We start from the raw sequence: 22,193 nt of genomic DNA on the forward strand, positions 1-22,193 counted from the left end.
GGACCAGCTTCGGTGAGACGGCCGCCGCGCGGGCATCCCGCCTCAAACAGGAGGCTCAGGGGCGGCCGGGAGGGTGGGGAAAATTGCAGGCCCACAAGTGAGGAGGATCCAACGCCCGCTCACACCTTCGTCGGCGAGGTCACGCCGGTCATGCGGCCCGGCCGATTTCCAACAGCCGCCGGTCGACCTCCGCCCGCAGGGCCGAAAAGTCGATCGGCTTGGTGAGCAGGCCCGCCGCCCCGCCCTCCGTCGCGCGCCTTCGCGTCTCGGCGTCGCCGTAGGCGGTGATCATGATCACCGGCACGTCGGGCCGGGCGCTGCGCACGTGCGGCAGGAGGTCGAGGCCGGTCATGCCCGGCATGTTGATGTCGGAGAAGATCAGGATCAGGGTCTCCTCGCCCGGGGCGCTCAGGCGCGCCAGCGCCTCGTCGGCCGATTGCGCGAAGGCGAGCGCGAAGCGGCCCGCCCGCAACTCGCGGCGGAACTGCTGGCGGAACAGGTCGGCCACGTCGGGTTCGTCGTCGACGACGAGGATCAGGACGCTCATGCCGGGCTCTCCGGCGCAACGGATCCGCCGCGGGGCAGGAGGATGCGGAAGACCGCGAAAGCCCCGGGCTCGGTCTCGACCTCGATGGTGCCGCCGTGCTGCTTGACCACGATGTCGTGGCTGAGCGAGAGGCCGAGGCCGGTGCCCTCTCCGGCCGGCTTCGTGGTGAAGAAGGGGTTGAACATCTTCGTCCTCACGGACTCCGGAATGCCAATGCCGTTGTCGCGAACCAGAATCTCGATTTTGTCGCCGCGGTCGCGCGTCGCCACAAAAAGGCTCGGCTCGTAGCCCGTTGGGTCAGCCTCCGCCTTGCGTTTCATCACGGCGTGGAAGCCGTTCGAGAAAAGATTCAGGAGCACCCGCGAGATCTCCTGCGGGTAGAGGTCGGCGCGGCCCTTGGGTTCAAGCGGTCGTCGCAACACCATCTTGCACGGCAGCCAGCACAGCGTCGAGCGCCTCTGCCGGCGTCTTCCAGTTCAGCGTCTTGCGCGGTCTGCTGTTGAGGGCTGCGGCCACAGCAGCAAGATCGTTCGCGCTGTGGGCGCTCAGATCCGTTCCTTTCGGGAAGTACTGTCGCAGTAACCCGTTCGTATTCTCGTTCGTCCCCCGCTGCCAGGGTGAGCGTGGATCGCAGAAGTAGACCTGCAGACCCGCGTCGATCCGCAAGCGCGCGTGCTCGGCCATCTCGGTACCCTGGTCCCAGGTCAACGAGCGCCGCAGCTGCTCGGGCAAGCGCGCGATCGTGCCGGCGATCGCCTCGCGCACCGCCTGGGCCCCGTGCCCCGCCAGCGCCGGGCCGTTCTTCGCACGCGGTGTCACCCCATGGCCGTCCATCGGCGGAAGATGCAGCAGCATCGTAAAGCGCGTCGTGCGCTCGACCAGGGTCCCGATCGCCGAACTCTTCAGACCCAGGATCAGATCTCCTTCCCAGTGCCCCGGCACCGCGCGGTCCTCCACCTCGGGCGGACGCTCGCTGATGAGCACCTCGGGGGTGACGAACGACCTGCCTCGGCCCAGGCTGCGGGCCCGCGGCACACGCAAAGCCCGTCCTGTGCGAAGACACGCGGTCAGCTCACGCTTCAGCGCGCCCCGGCCCTGGATGTAGAGCGCCTGATAGATCGCCTCGTGACTGATGCGCATCGTCGTATCGCCCGGAAAGTCGAGCCGTAGGCGCTCGGCGATCTGCTGCGGACTCCAGGATCGACCCCATCGCCGGCTCTGGCGTCGCCCGTGCCGCCGTCCCTTCCAGGCAACGCTAGGGCCAGGCAGAGCGCTCCCGCCCGGTGTCGCGACAGTTCCGGCGAGCCGCTCCTGCACGTACGTCCGCAGCGCTGCGTTCCCCGCCAGTTTTGCTGGCTTGGGCCGGCGTGCCGCGCGTTCAGCGTGCCACTGCGCGGTCGTGGCGCGATAGTCCAGGCCGCCACTGCGGGTCGCCGCATTGCGGCGCAATTCCCGCGAGATGGTCGACGCCGCCCGTCCCAGACGCCGAGCGACGTCCCGGACCCCGTGACCTTGCGCTTGTAGGATCGCGATCTCCTCCCGCTCAGCCAACGACAGGTAGCGCGCAGAAGGCGACTTGGATGATGGTGACAGGTGGGAAGGTGCCATTCCGCCTGCTGTCCGGAACCACCGCGAGCCGACCGGTGGCGAGATCCCGAGCTTCATCGCTGCGACCTCGCTGGAGAGACCCTGCGCGAGGAACGCCCAGAACCCCCGCCGCGTCTCGCGCAGACCGACCCCGGGACGACCCGGTGACCGCAGCTTCTCGCGAAGTGCCCGATCCGAACGCCGCCGACCTGCCATCACAACCGCCCTCCGCCAAGCCGTTGCGACGACCACTTGAATCCACCGCCGGCGCCGGGATCGAGGTCGCGAGCGAGTGTCACGGTGAATCCCGGCTTCTCCGCCCGGGCGCCGTGGTAGGCGAGGTTCAGGCTCTCTTCCACGAGGGCGTTGACGTCGACAAGCCGGCGCTCGCCCGAGCCCTCCCGGGAGTGCAGCAGCATGTTCTTGACGATCGAGTCGGCGCGCTTGCCGTGCTGGACCACCTTCTCGAGGTTGCCCCGCAACAGGCCGGTCAGCGCGTCGACCTCCTCCCGGACCGGGCCGTCGAGAGCGGCTGGGGCCAGCGCCTCGTTCAGTTCGTCGATCAGCTCCGCCGCCAGGGCCGCGAAGTTGTTCACGAAGTTCAGCGGGTTCTTGATCTCGTGCGCGATGCCGGCCGTGAGCTGGCCGAGTGAGGCGAGCTTCTCGGTCGCGACAAGGCGGTCCTGGGCCGCCCTCAGGTCATCGAGTGACTGGGACAGCTCGCGCGTGCGCTCCTGGACCTCATCGAACAGGCGAGCGTTCTCGATGGCGATCACCACCTGGTCGGCGAAACTCTCCACGAGGTCGATCTGCCTCTGCCCGTAGGGTGTGGCGTCCGGCTTCGCCAAGGCGAGAACGCCGATCGCCTCGCCCTGGCGAAGCAGGGGAACTGCCAGCACCGACTGCCAGCCTCCGAGGTCGACAGACTCGCGAAGTCGGAAGTCGGCATCCTGATTGATGTCGGGCACGTGAATGGTGTGCCCCGACAAGGCGGCGCGTCCCGCGATGCTCGTTCGGTCAACCGTCAGCGGGTGGTGAGCGTGCCACGCGATGAATTCCGGTCTGCCGCCGAAGCTGGCGGTTAGGTGCAAGAGGCCTCCGTCGCGCCTAAACAGGATACAGCTTGTCGCGTCGCACAGCCTTACTGCCGATTCGGTCAGCGTTCCGAAGACATCTTTTAAACTGAATCCTGACTGACGGACAATTCTCAACCCCTCCGCCATCGCTGTTTGTTGCCGAAGCGCCTGACTAAGCTCCTCAGTTCTGGCATTAACCTCCCTAAATAGGCGAGCATTTTCGATTGCCACGAGGGCTTGATCGGCGAACAGCTGAACAAGCTTGATCTGGTTGTTCGTGAAGGGCGTCGGCTCCCGTCGCGTGAGTGAGAATACTCCCTCGATCACGCCGTTGCGGAACATAGGGATCCCGAGTAGCGCACTCGAGTTGCTCAGCCCCGATCCCAGCCGCGTTTCGCTCGCACCTGGGAAGGCGTAATCGGGATCAAGGAGCTTGTCGGGGATGTGGACGACGGATCCGGCCAGGACGACCTTCGGAACCAAGGATTTGTGCCAGAGCCGCCGCGGGTTAGCGGCCATGAAGGCCCTGAATTCGGGCGACGTGCCCCAGCTCGCGTCGGCGTAGAACGCGTCCCCGATTTCGTCGGACCTGCGGAGGAAGATCGTGCTGTCGTCGGCCTCACACAGTTCTGCCGACGACTGGGCTATAGCCTCGAGCACAACAGTGAGGTTAAAATTTGAGTTGCTTATCGCCTTCAGCACGTTGGAGAGTGCGGCCAGATGGTGAAGAGCCTGATCCCGCTCGCGGATCGCCTTCGACAGCGAATCGGGCAGTGGAGAGCCGTTGTCGGAAGAACGCATCGGGGACACAAGCGCACCTGATGGAGGCGATGTATCAAGCGGACACTTCAGTGAAGGCGTCAATAGGGAACGAGCTTCTCGAAACCGAACGCCACCTGGTCTACGTCGGCTGCACGCGCCCGTGACCGGCTGCCATCGCCGGTATGCGACCCAGTTTCGGGCTTCCTCAACGACCTTCTGGCGCACTCTGCGTGACCCGGCTCGAAGCCACGTTTAGCCTCCGCGCCGCTCCCGTCGCGCTGAATCACCGTCCGGCCTCGTTACGACGACGGCCATCGGCGCGCCCTGAAGGTGGTCTCGTCGCCGTTCCAGAAGGCGATCTCGCCGTGGATCGTGTCGGAACCGTCGAACTCAGCCCAGCCGTCGCCCCACACTTCGTCACCCTCGTCTGAGCCATGAAACCGGAAGCCCACATCCGTCTGGCTGTAGGAGCAATCGAGGCTCGCGACGACCACCCCGAAGCGGAACTCGCCCGTGCCGCCTCGTTCGAACGCGATGAAGGCCGGCTCAATCATGTCGAGATAGTCGTTGTCCCAGGTGCCGGTCTCGGTGATGCGCCACCGCCCCCGAAACCGCTCGCGGATGCTGCTCATGCGACCTATCTCCTGACCGGCATGGAGGACGGACCATGGCCAATGAGCGCGCGCCGATGCTGCGGCCCGACGACGCGAGTCACTTGAACGGTCGCGTTGCACGCGTCCTGAAGTCCTACCTGGACCAAGCACTCTCCGCGCCGAGCGCGGCGATAGACGGCTTCGTCGGCATGATGATCGAGGATGCCGGAGGGGATCAATACGCGGAATTCATGGCCGATCTCGAGCGCATCAAGGTAGCGAACATGCAGTTGTCGCTCCTGATTGCAGAAGCCGGCTCGTCGGGTGTCCTGCTCACCGCGGATGCCGAGAACCGCGCGCTCGTCCTCAGCCGCCTGAAGCACGACCTTCGCACGCCCCTGAACGCGATCAAGGGCTACAGCGAGATGTGGATCGAGGACATGTCGACACTCGAAGGCCGCCCCTTCGTCGCCGATCTCACGCACATTCGGGACTGCACGGACCAGATGCTCGCCCGGATCGAGCAGCTCACCCAGGTCGGAGAGCTGCGCGGCGAGTCCGACGCCGAGGTGCCGATGGCGACCTCGGCCGCCATCGCGGAGTTCCTGCGCGCGGTCTCTCCGGCCGCAGCCGAGATGGACGCGCCCCGGCTGACCGGCCGGATCCTGGTGGTGGACGACGACCCGACGAACCGCGACCTCCTCCGGCGTCGGCTCGCCCGCGAGGGCCACGACGTCTCGCTCGCCGACGATGGCGCGACCGCGCTCGCCAAAGTCGCCGCGGAGGACTACGACCTCATCCTGCTCGACATGATCATGCCGGGCATGTCGGGCTTCGAAGTTCTCTGCCGCCTCAAGGCCTCCGAGACGTCCCGTCACGTTCCCGTCATCGTCATCTCGGGCATCGACGACATCGGCAGCATCGTGCGCTGCCTGGAGGCCGGGGCCGAGGATTACCTTCCCAAGACGTTCAATCCAACGATCCTGCGCGTCCGAATCACAACCTCGATTGAGAGAAAATTCCTGCGCGAGCGGGAAGAACGGCTCCTGCTCAACGTTCTTCCTCGGCCGATCCTCGCGCGAATGCGCAACGGAGAGGCGGCGATCGCGGACCGCTTCGCGCAGGTCACGGTCCTGTTCTGCGACCTCGTGGGGTTCACGCCGCTGGCCGGACGGCTCACGCCCGGCGGCACCGTCGATCTCCTCAGCCGGGTCTTCTCGGCCTTCGACCGGTCCGTCGCGCGCCGCGGCGTCGAGAAGATTAAGACGATCGGCGATGCCTATATGGCGGCGGGCGGCATCCCGGAGACGACGCCCGATCACGCCCGGCGCATCGCCCTCCTCGCCTTCGACATGATGGCGGATGTTGAGGAGGTCGGGCGAGCGCTCGGCGTGGAGCTTGCGGTGAGGGTCGGCATCCACTCGGGCGAGGCCGTGGCGGGCGTGATCGGGCAGAGCCGGTTCGCCTACGACGTCTGGGGCGACAGCGTGAACATTGCTGCCCGCATGGAATCGCACGGGCAGGCCGGGCGGATCCACATCTCGGAGAGCACCCGCCGGGCGCTCGGCGGCGATTTCTTCTGCACTCCGCGCGGCGTCACGCACATCAAGGGCAAGGGCCCGATGGAGACCTACTTCCTCGATGGAGCCTCGCACGCTGGCAACACCTGACGCCGTGCGGCGTCTGGCCGACGGCGCGGCGACGGCCGCCGCGCGACGCGCCGGACAGGTGCCCCGGCCCGCGCGGGGCGGAGCCGGCGGCCGGAACGCGCCGTCCGGGAGCGCGGTCAGCCCTCCGCCGGCTTTCCGGCAGGATCGAGCAGCGCGTGCATCTTGCCGAGGAGACGGGGAAGGTCGACCGGCTTCGTGTCATAATCGTCGCAGCCGGCGGCGAGCGCGCGCTCTCTGTCGCCCGACATCGCGTGCGAGGTGAGCGCGATCACGCGCAATCCGGCCGTCTTCTCGTTCGCCCTCAGCGCCCGGGTCGCCTCGAAGCCGTCCATCGTCGGAAGGCTCAGGTCCATCAGGATCAGGTCCGGCATCTCCGCCGCCGCCGTGTCCACCGCCTGCTGGCCGTCCTCCGCGAAGAGAACCTCGAAGCCGCTGCGCTTCAACCGCCGACTCAGCATGTCGCGGTTCAACTCGTTGTCCTCAACCAGCAGGACGCGGGTCATGTGACCTCCTCTGCCGCAGGTCGCTCGCTAACCGCCCCGGCTGCCGGCGGCCCGTTATGGCCGAACAGCGTCTCGTGAAGAACCCATTTCAGATCGAGCCTCCCGGCATCCGCCTTCGACACCACGCCCTCGGTCATGGTGACGAGCTCCGCACGCTCCGCCTCAGTCAACGACTTAGCGGTCAGGACGATCACCGGGATCTCCCGGCTGTCGGCGCAGGAGCGCAACTCGCGCAGGAACTCGAAGCCGTTCATCACCGGCATCATGAGGTCTAGGAGAACGAGCCGGGGCTGCGGGTGGGTTGCGAGCCAGTCCAGGGCCTCTCGACCATTGCCAACGATCTCCGCACGGCAGCCCAGGCGCTCGACCGTGCGGGCGGTCACGGCCTGCATGGCGCCGTCGTCCTCGACGATGAGGACGAGTTCACCCGCGCCCTGCAGCCGGTGCGTCCGGATGGCGGCGGCGAGCTGGGCGCGGTCTACGGGCTTGCTCAGCACCGCCGAGGCGCCGAGCGAGAAGCCGAGCCCGCGGTCGGCCGCGATCGAGACGAGGATCACCGGGATCGGCGTCAGGTCCGGATCGGATTTCAGCGCCTGCAACACGGCCCACCCGTCGAGGCGGGGCATCATGATGTCGAGCGTGATGGCGGCGGGCTGCCTCTCGCGAGCCACCTGAAGCGCGTCCTCGCCGGACTCGGCGTAGATCGGTCTGTAGCCCTCGCGAATCAGGAGCGAGCCGATGATGTGGCGCGAGGCCGCGTCGTCATCGACGACGAGGATCGTCGGCCCCGGCAGGTCGGCCTGCTTGCCGTCGGGCAGGGTCCTGGCGGCCGCCTCGCCCGCGCGGCCCTCCGCGGGGGGGGCCTTGACGGGCGGATGCGCGGGCAAGGTGATGACGAAGGTGCTGCCCGCGCCGAGCGCGCTCGTAACCGCGATGTCTCCCCCCAGCATGCGGGCGAAGCTGCGCGTGATCGCGAGGCCCAGGCCCGTCCCGCCGAACTTCCGCGTCGTCGAGTTGTCCGCCTGCTGGAAGGCCTGGAAGAGGCGGCCGACCTGCTCCGGCGAGAGACCGATGCCGGTGTCGCTGACGGCGAAGCAGAGATTGCCGGCCCGGTCGGGATCCGGATCGACCGACAGCGTCAACAGACCACCCTTAGTGAACTTTGCAGCATTGCTGAGCAGGTTCAGAAGACTCTGCTTCAACTTCGTGACATCCGTGACCATCCGGGACGCCCCCGCTGCACAGGCGACCACCAGCCGATTGTCGTTTCGCGCCGCAACTGGCTCAATCAGCAGGCGCACATCCTCCAGCAACTCAGGAATATTGATCTCTTCGAGGAAGACATCCATCTTGCCGGCCTCGATCTTGGAAAGATCGAGAATGTCATTGATCAGGTCGAGGAGGTGCTTGCCGGCTCCCTCGATCTTGGTGAGGTCCGCGACCGCGCCGTCATTGCCATCGTCGGCCGCATCCTCCCGCAGCATCTGGCTGTAGCCGATGATCGCGTTGAGGGGTGTGCGCAGTTCGTGGCTCATGTTGGCCAGGAACTCCGACTTCACCTGGTTGGCCCGCTCGGCTTCCGCCCTGGCTTGGTCCAGCTCGATCTCGCGCTGCTTGAGATCGGTGATGTCCATCACGAGGGTTACCGTGCCCCCGTCGTGGGTCCGGTGCTTGGCGATCTGGAGCCAGCGCCCGCGCACCCGTGTCTCCGTCGTGCTCCCAGACCGACGATGCTCGGCGAGGCGTTGGGCGATCCACGCGTCGTGATCCAGGTCCGCCTCGGCGTCCGACTCGTCGCGCCGCGCCGCGACCTGCTGGATCAGTGTCTCGAACGGCAGCCCCATCGCGGCAGCGGCGGACTGGCCCATCAGCATCTCGCTGTAGCGCGCGTTCGCCATGACGAGGCGGTCGTCGCGATCGTAGAGGGCGAAGCCCTCCTGCATGCAGGCCACCGCGTCCTCGAGGATGAGCCGCTGGTGCTCCGCTTCGCGCGTCAGGCGCTCGCGCTCCGCCTGAGCTGTCCGAAGCAACGCGATGACCCGCACGATGCCGCGGATCTCCGCGTCCCGGGTTTCAGGCAGCGGCACGTCGAAACGCCCCTCGCTGATCGCGCTCAGGGACTTCACCACCTGTCGCAGCGGCACCAGGATGGAGTGCAGCACCAGCGCGGTCAGCCCGATCCCGAACACGATCGCCAGACCCACCACGATGAACGAGACCCGCGTCGCCGTCATCGTCCGCGCGAGCACGAGGTCGCGCGCGCTGTGGGCCTGCCCGGAGAGCTGATCGTCGAGCTGAGCGAGGATGCGGTCGACCGCGATGCCGTGACGCCGCGCCTCAGCGACCAGGGAATTGCCGATCACGCGCTGGTCGTTGGTGTAGGCGTCGACCCCCTTGTTGGCCGTTTCGGCGAAAGCCGCGACCTCCGTGGCGATCTGGGCAGCCGTGGTTGGGTCGGTCTTGGCCAGGACAGACAGCTGCGCGTCGAGCTTCTTGCGCGCCTCGGCCGCGTTGCGCTCGGATTGCGTGAGCAGGCTGACGGCGAGGTCGGTCGTCCAGTAGCGCAGGTCCGCGAAGGCATTGCGGACGTCGTTCGCGACCTCGATGCGAACCATGGCACGGTCCGCGCGGGCGGCCGCCTCGGCCGCCCGGTTCAGGGCAGTGCAGAGATAGAGGTTGGTTCCGATGATGCCGGCCATCAGGATGAAGGCGAGGAGGATCAGCCGTGTCCTGATGGAGATGTGATCGAGGAGGTGCGTCGGACTCACCGCGAGCCTCATCGTTGCGGCACTCTCCGCCGTCCCGGCGCGGCGAGCGCCGCCGTCACGAGCGCCTCAGCCTGATGCTGATGACGCTGCCGAGATCGCCCACGCGCGCGCCTTCCTTGGGGTAGCCCGTGATGTCCAGGTCCCCCTTCGGGCCGCCGTGGCAGCTCAGGCACGAGGCGGTATAGTATTCCGGCACGGCGATGCGGAAGAGCGGTCCATTCTGGTCGTCCATGATCATCTCGTAAGACTTGCCATGCGGCCAGTCCGGGGCCTGGAAACGGTCCTTAATCACCTCCGCCTCCCAAGCGTCCGGCCGAACCTTGCGGTTGCGGACCAGGCTCAGGGGCGCCGTGACTTTCATGTCTGCCTCGCCTTGGGCCCGGCGCGAGAACGCCTCGCTGACGAGGCGAGCGAAGACCGCCGGGATGAACCCCTTGAAGCCGGTCCCGGCGGCGTTGATCGTGCCTTGGTTGGCGTCCACCACTTCCTTGATCGCCGCCATCTCGTATTGCAGGAGCCGGCCCTCCCGGCTTCCCGCCGGAAGCGCGCCTGGATCCATGCCCGTCGCCTGGCGGTAGACCTCGACGGAACGGGCCAGCACGGTGTCTCCGTCGAGACCCTTGTGACGAGCCGTCGGATCGTTGATCACGTCCTGGGATTGCGAGATGACCGTCCTTCCCGCGCGCAGCATGGCCGCCAGCATCTCGGCGATGCGCCGGTCATCCCGACCGGCATCGTCGATGGCCTTGGCCGAGGGAGCCGCCACGACGACCATCAGCATGAGGGCGAAACTGGTGACGGCGCGTTTGGTCCTGCCATGTTTCGCAACCATGCCATGAGCCCTCGCATCAGCTCAGCATTATCAACTGACGATCGCATGGCAAGCAACAACCTGCTCGGCCGCAAGGTTACGATACGAGGAGTCGGAGCGAGTTACGGCCGAACTGACGGGACTGCCGGTGGAGGGCGCGGTCGGCGCTGGCGCCCGCCTCAGGAACGTGAGTTCCCGCAGTTGCACGAGCGGGCGCACTCCGTCCGCCGCAACCTTGGCCGCCGGGAGTGCATCAGCATCGCCTTCACTCGGTGCTCCGGACCCCGAACACACGGCGTGCCCACATGCTGATCGCGGCCGGGACGCACGATGGGCGAGCCGATCCGTTCGTGGACGCGCTGTTCCGCGCCTACTTCGACGAGGGCCGGGATATCGGCGACCCCGATGTGCTCATCGTCATCGGCGAAGCCGCCGGGCTCGGCCGCCCCGTCATCGAGGAGGCGCTCAGCAACGAGCAGCTGAGAGCGCTCGTCGAGGCCGTAGAACAGCAAGCTGCCGGGATGCTGGTCGCGGGCGTGCCGTTCTTCATCGTCGACCGCAAGTGGGCGGTCTCTGGCGCGCGGCCGACCGAGCAGTGGCTCAAGGTGCTTGGCTCTGTCGGCTAATTTCTCAACGAAAGCGGCGGCCCTATTCGGCACCGCGACGCCCCTGGTCTCAACCTCGCTCATCAGCGCTACCGGCGACAAGGCCGCCCCAGCCTACTGGCTGATGCTTGCCGCTGCATGCGGGCTTGGTGCCGCCCTAACATTCTACCGCGGCCACACGGCTGTGCGGCCCGCCGCGGCCGACCATCATGGAGAGATCCCCCATGCAGACCGAGTGGGACATTATCGTCGTCGGCTCCGGCAACGCCGCGATGAGCGCGGCCATCGCGGCGCGCGAGCAGGGCCGCCGCGTGCTGATCATCGAGAAGGCGGGGCCCGATCTCGCCGGCGGCAACACCGCCTACACGGCGGGCGCAATGCGCTTCGTCTACGAGGGCAAGAATGACCTCCTGCCGCTCCTCGAAGATCCGCACGACCCGCGCCTGGCTCGCACGGAGTTCGGCGCTTACACGGCCGAGCGCTTCGCGGCAGACCTCCTCGGCTTCAATGATGGGCGCCCGCTCAGCCGCGAGCAGCAGACGCTGATCGCCGAGAGCTACGACGCTGTGCGCTGGCTCGCCTCGAAGGGTGTGAAATTCGAGCCGATCTACGCCCGCCAGTCCTACGAGAAGGACGGGCGTTTCGTGTTCTGGGGTGGCCTGACGCTCGCGACCCGCGACGAGGGCCTGGGCCTCGTCCAGGCCGAGCGCGCCGCGTTCAAGGCACTTGGCGGCGAAATCCGTTTCGGCTGCGCGGCCGAGGACCTGATCGTCGAAGATGGGCGCGTTTGCGGCGTGCGCACGCACGCCGCCGCCGGCGAGGCCGGGACGATCCGGGCGCGTGCCGTAATCCTGGGCTGCGGCGGCTTCGAGTCGAACCCCGAATTGCGTGCCGAACTCATCGGCCCAGGCTGGGAGGACGCCAAGGTGCGCGGCACGCCCCACAACCGCGGCGACGGGCTCGCCATGGCGTTCCGGCTCGGGGCGCGGCGGCACGGCTTCTACGGCGGCTGCCACGCCACGCCGATGGACCTCTACACACCACCCTACGGCAACCTCGCCCTGCCCCACCTCGAGCGCAAGCACTACCGCAAGATCTGTTACTTCCTCGGTGTCATGATCAACGCCGAGGGGCGCCGCTTCGTCGACGAGGGCCGCGACTTCCGCAACTACACCTACGCGCAGTTCGGCCGCGCGATCATGGAGCAGCCGAAACACATCGCGTGGCAGATCTTCGACTCGAAGGTCGATTCCCTGCTCTACAGCGAATACCGCTTCCACGACGCGCATTACGTCGAAAGTGACACTCTCGACCGGCTGATCGACAAGCTCGACGGACTTAACAACAAGGAGCAGGCCCGCGCCACGCTGGCCGCTTTCAACGCCGCCGTAGACGAGAGTGTCCAGTTCAACCCGACCGCCAAGGACGGCCGCGGGACGAAGGGCCTCGATCTCCCGAAATCGAACTGGGCGCAGACCCTCGATACCCCGCCGTTCAAGGCCTATCCGGTCACCGGCGGCATCACCTTCACTTATGGCGGCCTGGAGGTGGACGAGGCCGGCGCAGTGATCGCCGAGAACGGTGCGCCGATCCCCGGCCTCTACGCCTGCGGCGAGATCGTCGGCGGGGTGTTCTTCAACGGCTATCCGGGTGGCTCCGGCCTGACCTCCGGCGTCGTGTTCGGCCGGCGAGCTGGAGCCGGCGCAGCCGCTCAGACCGGCCGCGGAGCACCTTGAGCTCCACGGCGTGTCAGCCGGGCCGCGATAAGCCCGCTACTATCAATCCGGGCACGCGCCATGGCGTCGCCCGGGACGGCGTCCGGGAGGCAGCACTGCGGCACACCCGCGGTGCACGCGCCTCAACCGCGGCGCAATCCGTCCGCACCCGAGGCACAGCGCCGGCCCCTTCCTGCCCCTGCCTCCCCTCCCCGCGCACCCGACACGGCTCGACCGTGTGACCTCTGCCTGAGGAGCCGGCGCCCGATCCCTTTGAGCGGATTCACGTCCCTCTTCGCCGTTGCGCCGGCCCGCGTCATGCGCTAGTGAAGTGCCGCGGTCAGCACCCGTAGCTCAGCTGGATAGAGCGTTGCCCTCCGAAGGCAAAGGTCACACGTTCGAATCGTGTCGGGTGCGCCACCTAACTCTTTGACAAAGATAGCATTTCTGTCAGAGAGGGTCGGGGAATCAGCCCATATCGGTCGGTCTGTCACGCTGCTGTCACAAGCTGTGTGGGCACGACCAATGGCGACCATTCGAAAGCGCGGCACATCCTGGCAGGCTCAGGTCCGACGCGACGGCTTTCCTCCCCTATCCAGATCCTTCCGCACCAAGGCCGAGGCTGTGGCGTGGGGCCGGGACAGGGAACGCGAGATTGAAGGCGGCAGCCTCAGCGTTGCCACTCGTGAACCCAAGGGGCTGACGGTCGCAGAAATTCTCAGGCGCTACCAGGCGGCCGTCAGCTGCAAGAAGCGAGGCGCGAGGTCGGAGCGATCGCGGATCGGAACTCTCCAGGCCCACCCGATCGGTCAGGCACAGGTGCGAAGGCTGTCCGCTTCGATGGTGGCCCGCTATCGGGATGATCGGCTGGAGATCGTCGCCGGGGACTCCGTCCGTCGCGAGTTGACCATCCTTCGTCACTGTCTGGAGGTGGCTCGCCGGGAGTGGGGCATTCCACTACCCTCGAATCCGGTAGGGCAAATCAAACTCCCCGAGCCGTCAAAGGGGCGTCAGCAGCGACTGGAAGCGGAACAGGCGCAGGCTCTCATCCTGGCGCTGAAACGGTCTCGCGTCTGGTACCTTCGACCACTCGTTAACCTCGCGATCGAAACGGGCATGAGGAGGGGTGAGCTCCTGACTCTCAGGTGGGCCAACGTGGACCTATCAAGTCGAATTGCATATCTCGAAACGACCAAGAATGGGCACTCCAGGACCATCCCACTGAGCCCAGGAGCGCTGAGTGTGCTGAAGGGATTGCCAAGGACGGACGCGCGCGTGTTTCCCTTGACCGGCAATGCTGTAAGGCTTGCGTGGGAACGCCTAAGAAACCGAGCCGGACTACCAGAACTAAGATTTCACGATCTGCGACATGAAGCGATTTCACGGTTCTTCGAAATAGGCCTGAGCATACCAGAGGTCGCCCTGATCAGTGGTCACCGGGATACTAGAACGCTGATGCGGTATACCCACCTGAGGCCGGAGGTACTCGCTAAGAAGTTGCAGCAAGCCAGGGATGTCGGTCAATCAGGCGCTTCGGAATAGTGACAGTGGGGCGTTCGGCGATGCTTGTAATGGGTATCATTTTACGGATTGCGACCGGACGGGACCAGACTAATGCCAACCAGATTACCGAGTTGAGTGGAATAGCGGGCTTCTATCGCATGTCCCCGACTACGAACACGCACAAGAGCACGCGGGAATGGCTTGGAGCCGGGGTATAGCTTTGGTACGAGTTCTTGAATTCTACGCCTACGATTTGAGATGCGAGCCAGCCCCAAGGTCCCCGATCTTATACCGGTCTACTATAAAGACTCCACTCCGACTGTTATTCACCGTATATTTCAGATCACTAGAAGGATTGACTACCTGACCTATTCGCTATAGAAATTTGTTGCATATATACAGCAGTTACGACTTGATTACGATTTATGCCTCTCTTGCTATTTTTGAATACGAACTTGCTCGACGGCTCGTAATAGCTATGTATTCGTAATACGATTCGGATTAGATAATTGGGTCCATTCGGCGCGTTTCAATGGCACCTTTCGCTCCTTCGGCCGCTTGTCGAAACGGAGTACCTCAAGCAGTGTCCAGGCCCTACCACGCACATCAGATATGCCACGTGCATTGAGAGCTGAAGCGATCTCCGCCGGATCCGAGATCCCTCCAAGGCGGAGATCTTGGATGACGACTGCGACCCGAGCTGCGTGATCGATGCGATTTTTTTGACGCTGGTCCATGAAATTGCCGTGCAGCGAAGGGTGCGCGCATAGCAAAAAACCCACGCTGATACCAGCGTGGGCTTCGATCACGTAACGAACTCAGGAACCAATCAGTACTTGCGAATGATCGGTGCCGGAGCCGGGGCCGGAGCAGCCGCTGCGGTATAAAGCGGAACGATGATGCGGCCCCACACTTCGGTGCTCTCGGAGTTCGGCACCGAAACAGCTACGTCGCGGGCAGCGTACACCTGGACCGTCGCGAAGCCGAAATCGTAGCCGACCAGGCCGCCGAGGGCGAAGCGGCCCCGATTGCCGGCCGCGAGGCTGACCAACCGCGTATCGAAGTTGTAGGTGCCGTAGCCGATCGCACCAATCTCGAACTTACCGAACTTCTTCGTCGCAGTCAGGTCGAGGTTCAGCGAGTCGGAGATGATGAACGGGCCACGGGTATTGCCGAAGCCGATTGTATTCAGGCCCGGGAACTTGGCCGGAGAGTCATAGATGTTCGCCGTCAGGTTGGCGGTCAGGTTCCAGCCGTCGCCGGTGTAGCTGCCCGCGATGCCGAACCGGTAGGTGTTCGAAGCGAGCTGGCCGAGCACCGGAGCGCCCACGAAGTTGCCGGCATTGTTGACCAGGACGCCGCGGTCGCCATTCAGCTCGTTCAGGTAGGTACCGCCGAGCAGGCTGACGCCGAAGTTGTTGCCGAGATCGAAGGCCCAGATCGCGCCGATGAATGTGCCGACGTTGATCGACAGGTCGCGGATGCCGTTCGGGCCGCCGTTCTTACCGAACACGAAGACGGTCGGCGGGGCGAGGGCGAGTTCGACGCGACCGCCGCCGAGGACGACCGGGGTCGACCACACAAGCACTGGGATGTTAACACCGACGTCGACAGGGCCGTTGTCCGGCATACCGTAACGGAAGGTATTAATTGCGTACACACCCTCGGGCAGCGGTGCACCGACGGCGAGACCGACCTGCTCACCGGGCACCGTAGTCGTTTGCGCGAACGACGCAGTCGCGGTCATACCAATCGTGAGCGCGGCCGCGCCGGCTACAAGCCAGTTCTTCATCATTTGGCGTTCCATTTCTGTGTCTAAGGCGTCCGCGCCGCAGCCCTGGTATGGTGTTTCAGACCGTCTTGTCCCGCGGCCCTCTTCAACAGCACCCAAGCGCCCCCTTACGGCCCTACCTCGTGTCTGAACGATTCTGAATATCCAACAGCTTTGCGCGAAAGGACAGCGGAAACAGCTCAGCTCGTGGGCGTCCGCGACCCGCCGTGGCAGAAATGCATCATTTTTGCGGCGCTGCGGCATGCAGGTTGGCAGCCCTGCTAATCGAGACTTCGGCCGCAGACGACGGAACCACCCTGCGCGTAGCCACAGCTTGAGTGTCAGTCCGCTCGGGACCGCCTTTTGTCTCGCAATCGGCCGCCATTCTGTATAAGAAGCGTCTCATACCGCGTCGACCGTGCCCCCGCGTGTCGGTGCTGGATGGCGGGCCGGGTGCGAACAGTCTGAACAGCTTCCTTCCCCCGGCCCGCCCTTTTTCATTCAGGGACGTGAGCATCAGCTACGGGCCGAGCGTCGACGTGCCGGCATCCGCGACCTGTCCCTCAATCCAGTGCTGGGCGGCTGACGGCATTGGCAGCTAACCAGCCTCAGTCGCGTAGCAAGGCCTCTTAGGAGTTCCGAAGTACGAAGGGCTTAGATGACCGCACCTGCGTGGCACAGCCCTGGGCAACATCGGATGACCTGCGAAGTGGGTCAGAGCGGCGCGCCGGCTGATCGGCCATCGTTCCTCCACGCCTCAGTTTCAGCGCGCCGGCCTGGGAAGGGGGCAAGGGCCCTTGAACGGTTGGGATCGAAGACGAGGTACTCCCACCTGACCTCCCCTGCCTGTCGCGGTTTCGATGGTCTGAGCACTACCCCGGAGGGCCCCTGCCGCCTAGGGAGACCTGACCGGGTTGAGAACGATCGCGGTTAGATGGGCCAAGCGGAACTGGGGAGATGCGCAACTGGTAAGCCATGGGTCCCTCCCTTTCTGGTGCCCGCTTATCATTGTGGCGATGGGTGCTCGGTGCGTGTGGACAGCTCTCCGGTCCCGAGCGCGCTTCGGAGCTCACTGAGAGCCGACGACCAGGGGAACTCGGCTGCCCTGCTCCCATGCGCGTGGATTGGGGCCGTGTCCGACTGGACTACAGAGCTGGACAGGACGGCGAGTGGGCCCGTGGCGGAGGGCAACAGTTCGGTAGTCACATCGTCGTCCAGCTGGCCGTCGGGTTTCTCGCGCACCGCGACACGGGTTGTTGCACGCCCTCCCCTGCCACCCTCACGCGGCTCAAGGCCGACCCCTTTGGAGGGATCTCGACGGTCGGCCGATTCCAAGCGTGTCGGGAGCGGGTCGCCAGGGGATCGGGCGGCCGTAGGTAAGACCGTATGTCCGCCGAGCCGGGGTGGCTCGCCCTACACTGCGCCTTCGAGGGTTGCTCGGCGCGGCCGAGCCGATCCTCATCGCAGGAGGACGAGCCGTGGGCCATGCTACCGAGGTTTTCGTCGGGATCGACGTGTCCAAGATGCGCAATGCCGTCGCCGTTGCTGATGGCGAGCGTGGAGGCGAGGTCCGCTACCTGGGTGAGGTCGACGCCTCGCCCGAGAGCATGCGCCGGCTGGTGAGGCGCCTGGCAGGCCAGCACGAGCGCCTGCACTTCTGCTACGAGGCGGGGCCGACGGGCTACGGTCTCCACCGCCTCATCACCGAACTCGGCCACTCCTGCTCCGTCGTGGCGCCCTCTCTGATCCCCAGGAAGCCCGGCGACCGGGTCAAGACCAACCGCCGCGATGCGGTGGCGCTCGCCAAGCTCCTGCGCGCCGGCGAGCTCACGGCCGTCTGGGTGCCCGACGAAGGCCATGAGGCGATGCGCGATCTCGTGCGCGCCCGGGCCGCTGCCGTCGAGAGCCTGCGCGTGCATCGCCAGCAGGTCAGTGCCTTCATGCTCAAGCACGGGCGCGTCTATCCCCGCAAGAAGGGCTGGACGATGCGCTATCTTTGCTGGCTGCAGGAGCAGCGCTTCGACCATCCCGCCCACCAGATCGCGCTGCAGGAGCTGGTCGAGGCGGTGCGGATCGCCAAGGAGCGCGTGGCGCGTATCGAGGCGGCCATCGCTGAGTTCGTGCCCACCTGGTCGCTCGGTCCGGTCGTGCGGGCGTTGCAGACCCTGCGCGGCATCGACCTCATCGTCGCTGTCACCTTCGCGACCGAGGTCGGCGACATCAGCCGCTTCGAGAGTCCGCGTCAGCTCATGGGATATCTCGGCCTCGTACCGAGCGAGCGGTCCACCGGCGACACGGTCCGGCGCGGCGGGATCACCAAGGCCGGCAATGGGCGCGTGCGGCACATGCTGGTGGAGAGCGCCTGGACCTACCGTCACCCGCCGAAGGTCGGAGCAAAGAAGCTCTACCGGATGGAAGCCGCGACGCCACGGGTGCGCGAGATCGCCTGGAAGGCCCAGACCCGCCTCACGGCTCGTTACCGGGCGCTGATCGGGCGCGGCAAGAAGGCGACGGTGGTCTGCACGGCGATCGCCCGCGAACTCGTCGGCTTCATGTGGTCGGTCGCCCGGGAGGCGCGGGTCGCCTGAGGCGGCCACCAAGCGGGACGCTTCCTCGCGCATCGGCGGGGGCGGGACCACGGCAGGAGAACGCCCGTCAGACGCTTTGTGGCCGGCCGTGAGGCCGACGCCCGCTGTAAGATCGGGACAGCTCCGGACGCACACTCGGGACTGCGGTAGCCAACCCGCGCATCAGAGCTTGATCACCGACGTCCATCGGTCCCGTCTCCACCCATGCGCGTACATCCTCACTGCGCCGCTCCTCAGAGCGAACGATCTCGCTCGTCCCGGTAGTTGACTGCGGACATCAGAGCTCTGTTCCGGGCGTGTTCGTCCCCCCTCCGCCCTGTGGGTATCGACAAGGCGCCGTCTGCTGAGCACCTCGAGCCTCGTTGAAGGTGCGACTGATCAAAGCACCGGTGACGACCTCAGCCCAGGACCTCCATTCCGTTACCATTATGGGGCCTCGGCGCACGGAACCGGGGGTCAGGCTCGACTCGTACCCACCTTCTCACCTGTAGGCATGGTCCCGCTCACTCATTAATGAAAGTATGTGTCTGATAGCAGTTGCGGACTTCCGGCAGTTCGCATAATTATAATGAGGTATTATGATCTGAGACGCACGTATAGTTCGAAATCATTCCTGACAAAATCTCTTTGATGGTGCAGATGCGCGCTTGCAAGAGCAGGGCATTAATTCTGATTATTTTGCAATTAATGTCAACCGCTTGAACCTGAATGCATGTGTGCCCATTAACCGCTTCAGTTAGGCGGCTGAACAGTGAGGGCACTGCGTGATGTATGGCGATGACAAACGTGCTCACGAGTTGGACGGAACGGGTCGCTCACAGGGCGGCGATGTTGACCTGCTGACTGGGCTTCCTAACTCGGCTGGGGAGCATGCGCCCTGGCTGAGGCCCATCACCGAAATCCTGGCAGCGCACTGGCACAAGGGTCAGCGGGATAACCTCGCGTCCGCCTTCATTGCCTTCTGCGTCGCCAACGGAGTGGACCGGATCACATGCGAGGAGGTGATCCGTGCCGTGTGTAGTCAGGCCGGTGACGAGGAAGTGCGGGATCGCCTGATGAAGGTTGCGGAATGCTACGAGAGGCACGCCGAGGGAGCGCCGGATGGTGGCTCCGAACTCCTGTCGCGCATCCTGGGTGCCGAGTGCTTCGAGCAGATCCAGGCGTGGTTCAGCACCCGTCCAGCCCCCCACCTGCTCAGGCCCTACTGTTCCCTCAGCGTCGTCTTCCGGAATTGATCCAACTACCGATGTCGGAGCCGCCAAGGCATTCTCATCGGCTATGTATGGCAAACTGCTGTTCCATCCCGACGACCAGACCTCCTACAAGAGCATGGTGTCTACCGTCGCATCTGCCAGGAAGAGGTCCAGAAGATCGCAGTTTAGTTTCGGACAACCCTCCCTGATGCCTTTTTTGACGCAGAGCCGAAAGCCCTCAAAGCAAAATACCCTCTTCGTAACACCAATTCAATGGTGGAAGGCGCGAAAATATTCCTCACTGTCGCTGGTAAAAGGATTGATGCCGACGATTATACGGCCGGATGCAAGAACGGCATTCTCGACCTGAATAGGAAGATCATTGTCGATTCCACTATTATTGTGACGAAACGGCTCGGAGTAGCATTCGATCCTGCGGCTACCTGCCCCAAGCTCATGAATTTTCTGGAAAGCATCTTCCCGAATGACCCTGAGAAGATCCGATTCCTCCAACGAGCGGTCGGCTACACGCTCACGGGTTGGACAAAGGCGCAGTGTCTCTTCCTGCTGCTTGGGCAAGGAGCGAACGGCAAGTCGACCCTCCTCAAGATCATTCGGGCGCTGATGGGTGAGTACGGAACGTCGATCCCCATGTCAGTCCTGATGGCCTCTCGGTCTGGCAATGACAGGACGGACGAGCTCGCGGGCCTGAGGGGATACCGCTTCGTCTCCGCACACGAAACCGAGGTTGGCCAGAGGCTCTCGGTGACCAAGGTGAAGCTCCTGACTGGTGGCGATCCGATCACCTGCCAACCCCGGAAGGGTGCGCCGCTCTCCTACCAGCCGAGCTTCAAGCTGTGGCTGGCCATGAATGACCTGCCCGAGATCCCACCGGGCGATGAGGCGATCTGGAGGCGCGTCCACATCATTACGTTCCTGGTCACGATCTCAGAGGGCGAGCGGAATATGAACCTGTTCGAAGAGCTTGAGCCTGAACTGCCCGGCATCCTCAACTGGGCTCTGGCTGGTCTCGAGGAGTTCAACAGGGTCGGCTTGAAATCACCTGCATCCATCGTCGATGCCACACGGGCCTACCGGCGCGACAATGACACCGTCGGTCAGTTTATAGACGGTGCTTGCATGATCGACCCAGAGGCAAGAACATTGATGAAAGATCTCCACAATGTTTATGCCAGATGGTGCGCCGTGAGTGGCCTCATCCCACTTGGCAACGTGCAATTTGGTAAAGAGATGACGCGTTTGGGTTTCGACGTGTATTCAACAAAATCTGGGAACGGGCGAAAGGGAGTCAGACTGCTGCCGAAGGGCAATGAGAAGGACTAATCGCCTGAAGCATGGTCCGTCTCCCGGTCAGCCTAGACGCCCAGGTCAGGTGGAGGGTGGAGGGTGGAAGTGGGGTACCGGGTTTTCTGCGTCCTCGCCACCGGTCGCCGAGAGAGGTTTCGCCTCCACCGTCGGCCTTAAAACGACGATGAAGCACACTGCCTATCTGCCCCGAAGGCGATCTCACGCATATGTTCGCGGGCATGCACTGGCCAGCAATGAGACGCACCGCCTTTGGTGATGACTGTAACGTTCTGATCTACAGGCGGCGTGTGCCCAGAATAACCGTGTCACTTGCCAAAATTTCTGCGCCTTTGGCCTTGAAATGGGCTAGTCGTGATACTATATACTGATAGATATATTGTGTGCACGTATTGACGGCTCTTGGAGCTTGCGTTGGGTTAAAGACCAGCCGCCGGCAGATCAACGAGTTAAGCACACACGGTAAGGTCCAACGACAGGATCATGATGAGGGAATGTGTTACCCTCACGCTGCTGGGATGTCGGCTTCATGGCTTCCAGAGAGCGACCGTTGTACGAACGGAACATAAAAGGAGACAGGGCAACCACCCTTCCTTGCGGCACCAAGTTACCTAGGCTGTGAGTTGTTCTATGAAGCGTGTGTTCTCGGCTCCGCACTGTGAGAACAGCTTCACCTGAGATAGGTGAAGTGTGCCTACTCACCTTCTGTGAGATAAGAATGTATGATCTAGATATTGAATGAACAAAGAAGATAATAGCGAACGCGAAGCGCTGGCCGAAGGCCAGTAATATTGTTTCTATAATACGTCCTCGTATCGAATAAGATCTCGATCTTCTATATTTTCAATCAATCAAAGAATTTTGTAACACACATCATTCCGGGTTTCATGGTAGTTTATGGGTCGGGACAAGGCTTTAGCGGTCTAATCAAAGCAGATCAAGGCCGGTGCCTATCGGATCACGATCAGAATAAAGTCATAACATTATATGAAAAGAGGTCCTTGCGGCCCCCTTTTCGTCCTTCGGACCACGCATATTTATAGGAATATAGGACCTTCTGTAAATTCCTGTCCAACTGTCATGGTTTCTCTATCTGATCGATGGAACGTCCTACATCTTCACACTTCGAAGGCGGGAGTAAGAGAGGCGATGCGGGACAGAAGATTTCAGGTTCC

Annotated in this window: 15 protein-coding genes, 1 tRNA gene and 2 pseudogenes; 8 read left to right on the top strand and 10 right to left on the bottom strand. The window is 64.1% G+C overall.

The window, feature by feature from the left end; genetic code table 11:
• Positions 1–148: 148 nt before the first annotated feature.
• The 5 genes and pseudogenes from M446_RS13395 to M446_RS13415 form a co-directional block, all read right to left on the bottom strand.
• Positions 149–547: a response regulator gene (locus M446_RS13395; RefSeq protein WP_012332636.1), complete on the bottom strand. Its 399-nt coding sequence runs from the start codon at positions 545–547 to the stop codon at positions 149–151.
• A pseudogene (locus tag M446_RS13400) lies at positions 544–972 on the bottom strand (sensor histidine kinase); the annotation flags it as partial. The pseudogene M446_RS13400 and the gene M446_RS13395, both read right to left, overlap by 4 nt.
• Complete coding sequence (locus M446_RS13405) at positions 950–2,350, bottom strand: IS30-like element ISMtsp4 family transposase (protein ID WP_012330561.1); 1,401 nt, start codon at positions 2,348–2,350, stop codon at positions 950–952. The gene M446_RS13405 and the pseudogene M446_RS13400, both read right to left, overlap by 23 nt.
• Positions 2,350–4,011: a GAF domain-containing protein gene (locus M446_RS35220; protein WP_083784671.1), complete on the bottom strand. Its 1,662-nt coding sequence runs from the start codon at positions 4,009–4,011 to the stop codon at positions 2,350–2,352. Before M446_RS35220 ends, M446_RS13405 begins: the two co-directional genes overlap by 1 nt.
• 260 nt (positions 4,012–4,271) lie before the next feature.
• Entirely contained in the window at positions 4,272–4,604 is a 333-nt protein-coding gene (locus M446_RS13415; RefSeq protein ID WP_012332637.1) for a hypothetical protein, read from the bottom strand.
• Positions 4,605–4,639: 35 nt separating this feature from the next.
• On the opposite strand from M446_RS13415, the gene M446_RS13420 reads away from it, so the two are divergent.
• Positions 4,640–6,235, top strand: coding sequence for an adenylate/guanylate cyclase domain-containing protein (locus tag M446_RS13420; protein WP_012332638.1), 1,596 nt, complete (start codon positions 4,640–4,642; stop codon positions 6,233–6,235).
• Between the two features lie 116 nt (positions 6,236–6,351).
• Here the strand turns inward: M446_RS13420 and M446_RS13425 are convergent, their stop codons facing one another.
• The 3 genes from M446_RS13425 to M446_RS13435 are packed head-to-tail and all read right to left on the bottom strand — an operon-like array spanning position 6,352 to position 10,338.
• Positions 6,352–6,738: a response regulator gene (locus M446_RS13425; RefSeq protein ID WP_012332639.1), complete on the bottom strand. Its 387-nt coding sequence runs from the start codon at positions 6,736–6,738 to the stop codon at positions 6,352–6,354.
• Positions 6,735–9,518, bottom strand: coding sequence for a response regulator (locus M446_RS13430; protein ID WP_012332640.1), 2,784 nt, complete (start codon positions 9,516–9,518; stop codon positions 6,735–6,737). Before M446_RS13430 ends, M446_RS13425 begins: the two co-directional genes overlap by 4 nt.
• A 43-nt stretch (positions 9,519–9,561) precedes the next feature.
• Positions 9,562–10,338: a DUF3365 domain-containing protein gene (locus M446_RS13435; RefSeq protein WP_012332641.1), complete on the bottom strand. Its 777-nt coding sequence runs from the start codon at positions 10,336–10,338 to the stop codon at positions 9,562–9,564.
• Positions 10,339–10,622: 284 nt separating this feature from the next.
• Here M446_RS13435 and M446_RS13440 point away from each other — a divergent pair, with 284 nt between their 5' ends.
• The 4 genes from M446_RS13440 (at position 10,623) to M446_RS35225 (ending at position 14,179) form a co-directional block, all read left to right on the top strand.
• A complete protein-coding gene (locus M446_RS13440) occupies positions 10,623–10,943 on the top strand; it encodes a DsbA family protein (protein WP_050777484.1) in 321 nt (106 codons plus the stop codon).
• Between the two features lie 203 nt (positions 10,944–11,146).
• Positions 11,147–12,658 (top strand): FAD-dependent tricarballylate dehydrogenase TcuA, encoded by a 1,512-nt coding sequence (gene tcuA / locus M446_RS13445; RefSeq protein WP_012332642.1) that lies wholly within the window; start codon positions 11,147–11,149, stop codon positions 12,656–12,658.
• A 322-nt stretch (positions 12,659–12,980) separates the two neighbouring features.
• Positions 12,981–13,057: transfer RNA gene (locus tag M446_RS13450), tRNA-Arg, on the top strand.
• A gap of 420 nt (positions 13,058–13,477) precedes the next feature.
• Positions 13,478–14,179 carry a site-specific integrase gene (locus M446_RS35225; RefSeq protein WP_265576608.1) on the top strand — a complete coding sequence of 234 codons (702 nt, stop codon included), beginning with the start codon at positions 13,478–13,480 and terminating at the stop codon, positions 14,177–14,179.
• Between the two features lie 437 nt (positions 14,180–14,616).
• On the opposite strand, the gene M446_RS37130 is transcribed toward M446_RS35225, so the two are convergent.
• Positions 14,617–14,949, bottom strand: coding sequence for a hypothetical protein (locus M446_RS37130; protein ID WP_150108648.1), 333 nt, complete (start codon positions 14,947–14,949; stop codon positions 14,617–14,619).
• Between the two features lie 20 nt (positions 14,950–14,969).
• The gene (locus tag M446_RS13455) at positions 14,970–15,935 is read right to left on the bottom strand and encodes a transporter (RefSeq protein WP_012332644.1); all 966 of its coding nucleotides are present in this window, start codon (positions 15,933–15,935) and stop codon (positions 14,970–14,972) included.
• Between the two features lie 1,454 nt (positions 15,936–17,389).
• Here M446_RS13455 and M446_RS13460 point away from each other — a divergent pair.
• The 3 genes and pseudogenes from M446_RS13460 to M446_RS13470 all read left to right on the top strand — a co-directional run.
• A complete protein-coding gene (locus tag M446_RS13460) occupies positions 17,390–18,499 on the top strand; it encodes an IS110-like element ISMtsp6 family transposase (RefSeq protein ID WP_012331157.1) in 1,110 nt (369 codons plus the stop codon).
• A 1,055-nt stretch (positions 18,500–19,554) separates the two neighbouring features.
• The gene (locus M446_RS37135; protein ID WP_150108649.1) at positions 19,555–19,734 is read left to right on the top strand and encodes a hypothetical protein; all 180 of its coding nucleotides are present in this window, start codon (positions 19,555–19,557) and stop codon (positions 19,732–19,734) included.
• 228 nt (positions 19,735–19,962) lie between these two features.
• A pseudogene (locus M446_RS13470) lies at positions 19,963–21,036 on the top strand (DNA primase family protein); the annotation flags it as partial.
• Positions 21,037–22,193: the final 1,157 nt, after the last annotated feature.

Origin of the sequence: Methylobacterium sp. 4-46 (assembly GCF_000019365.1) — a bacterium.
In the GTDB taxonomy this organism is placed as follows: domain Bacteria; phylum Pseudomonadota; class Alphaproteobacteria; order Rhizobiales; family Beijerinckiaceae; genus Methylobacterium.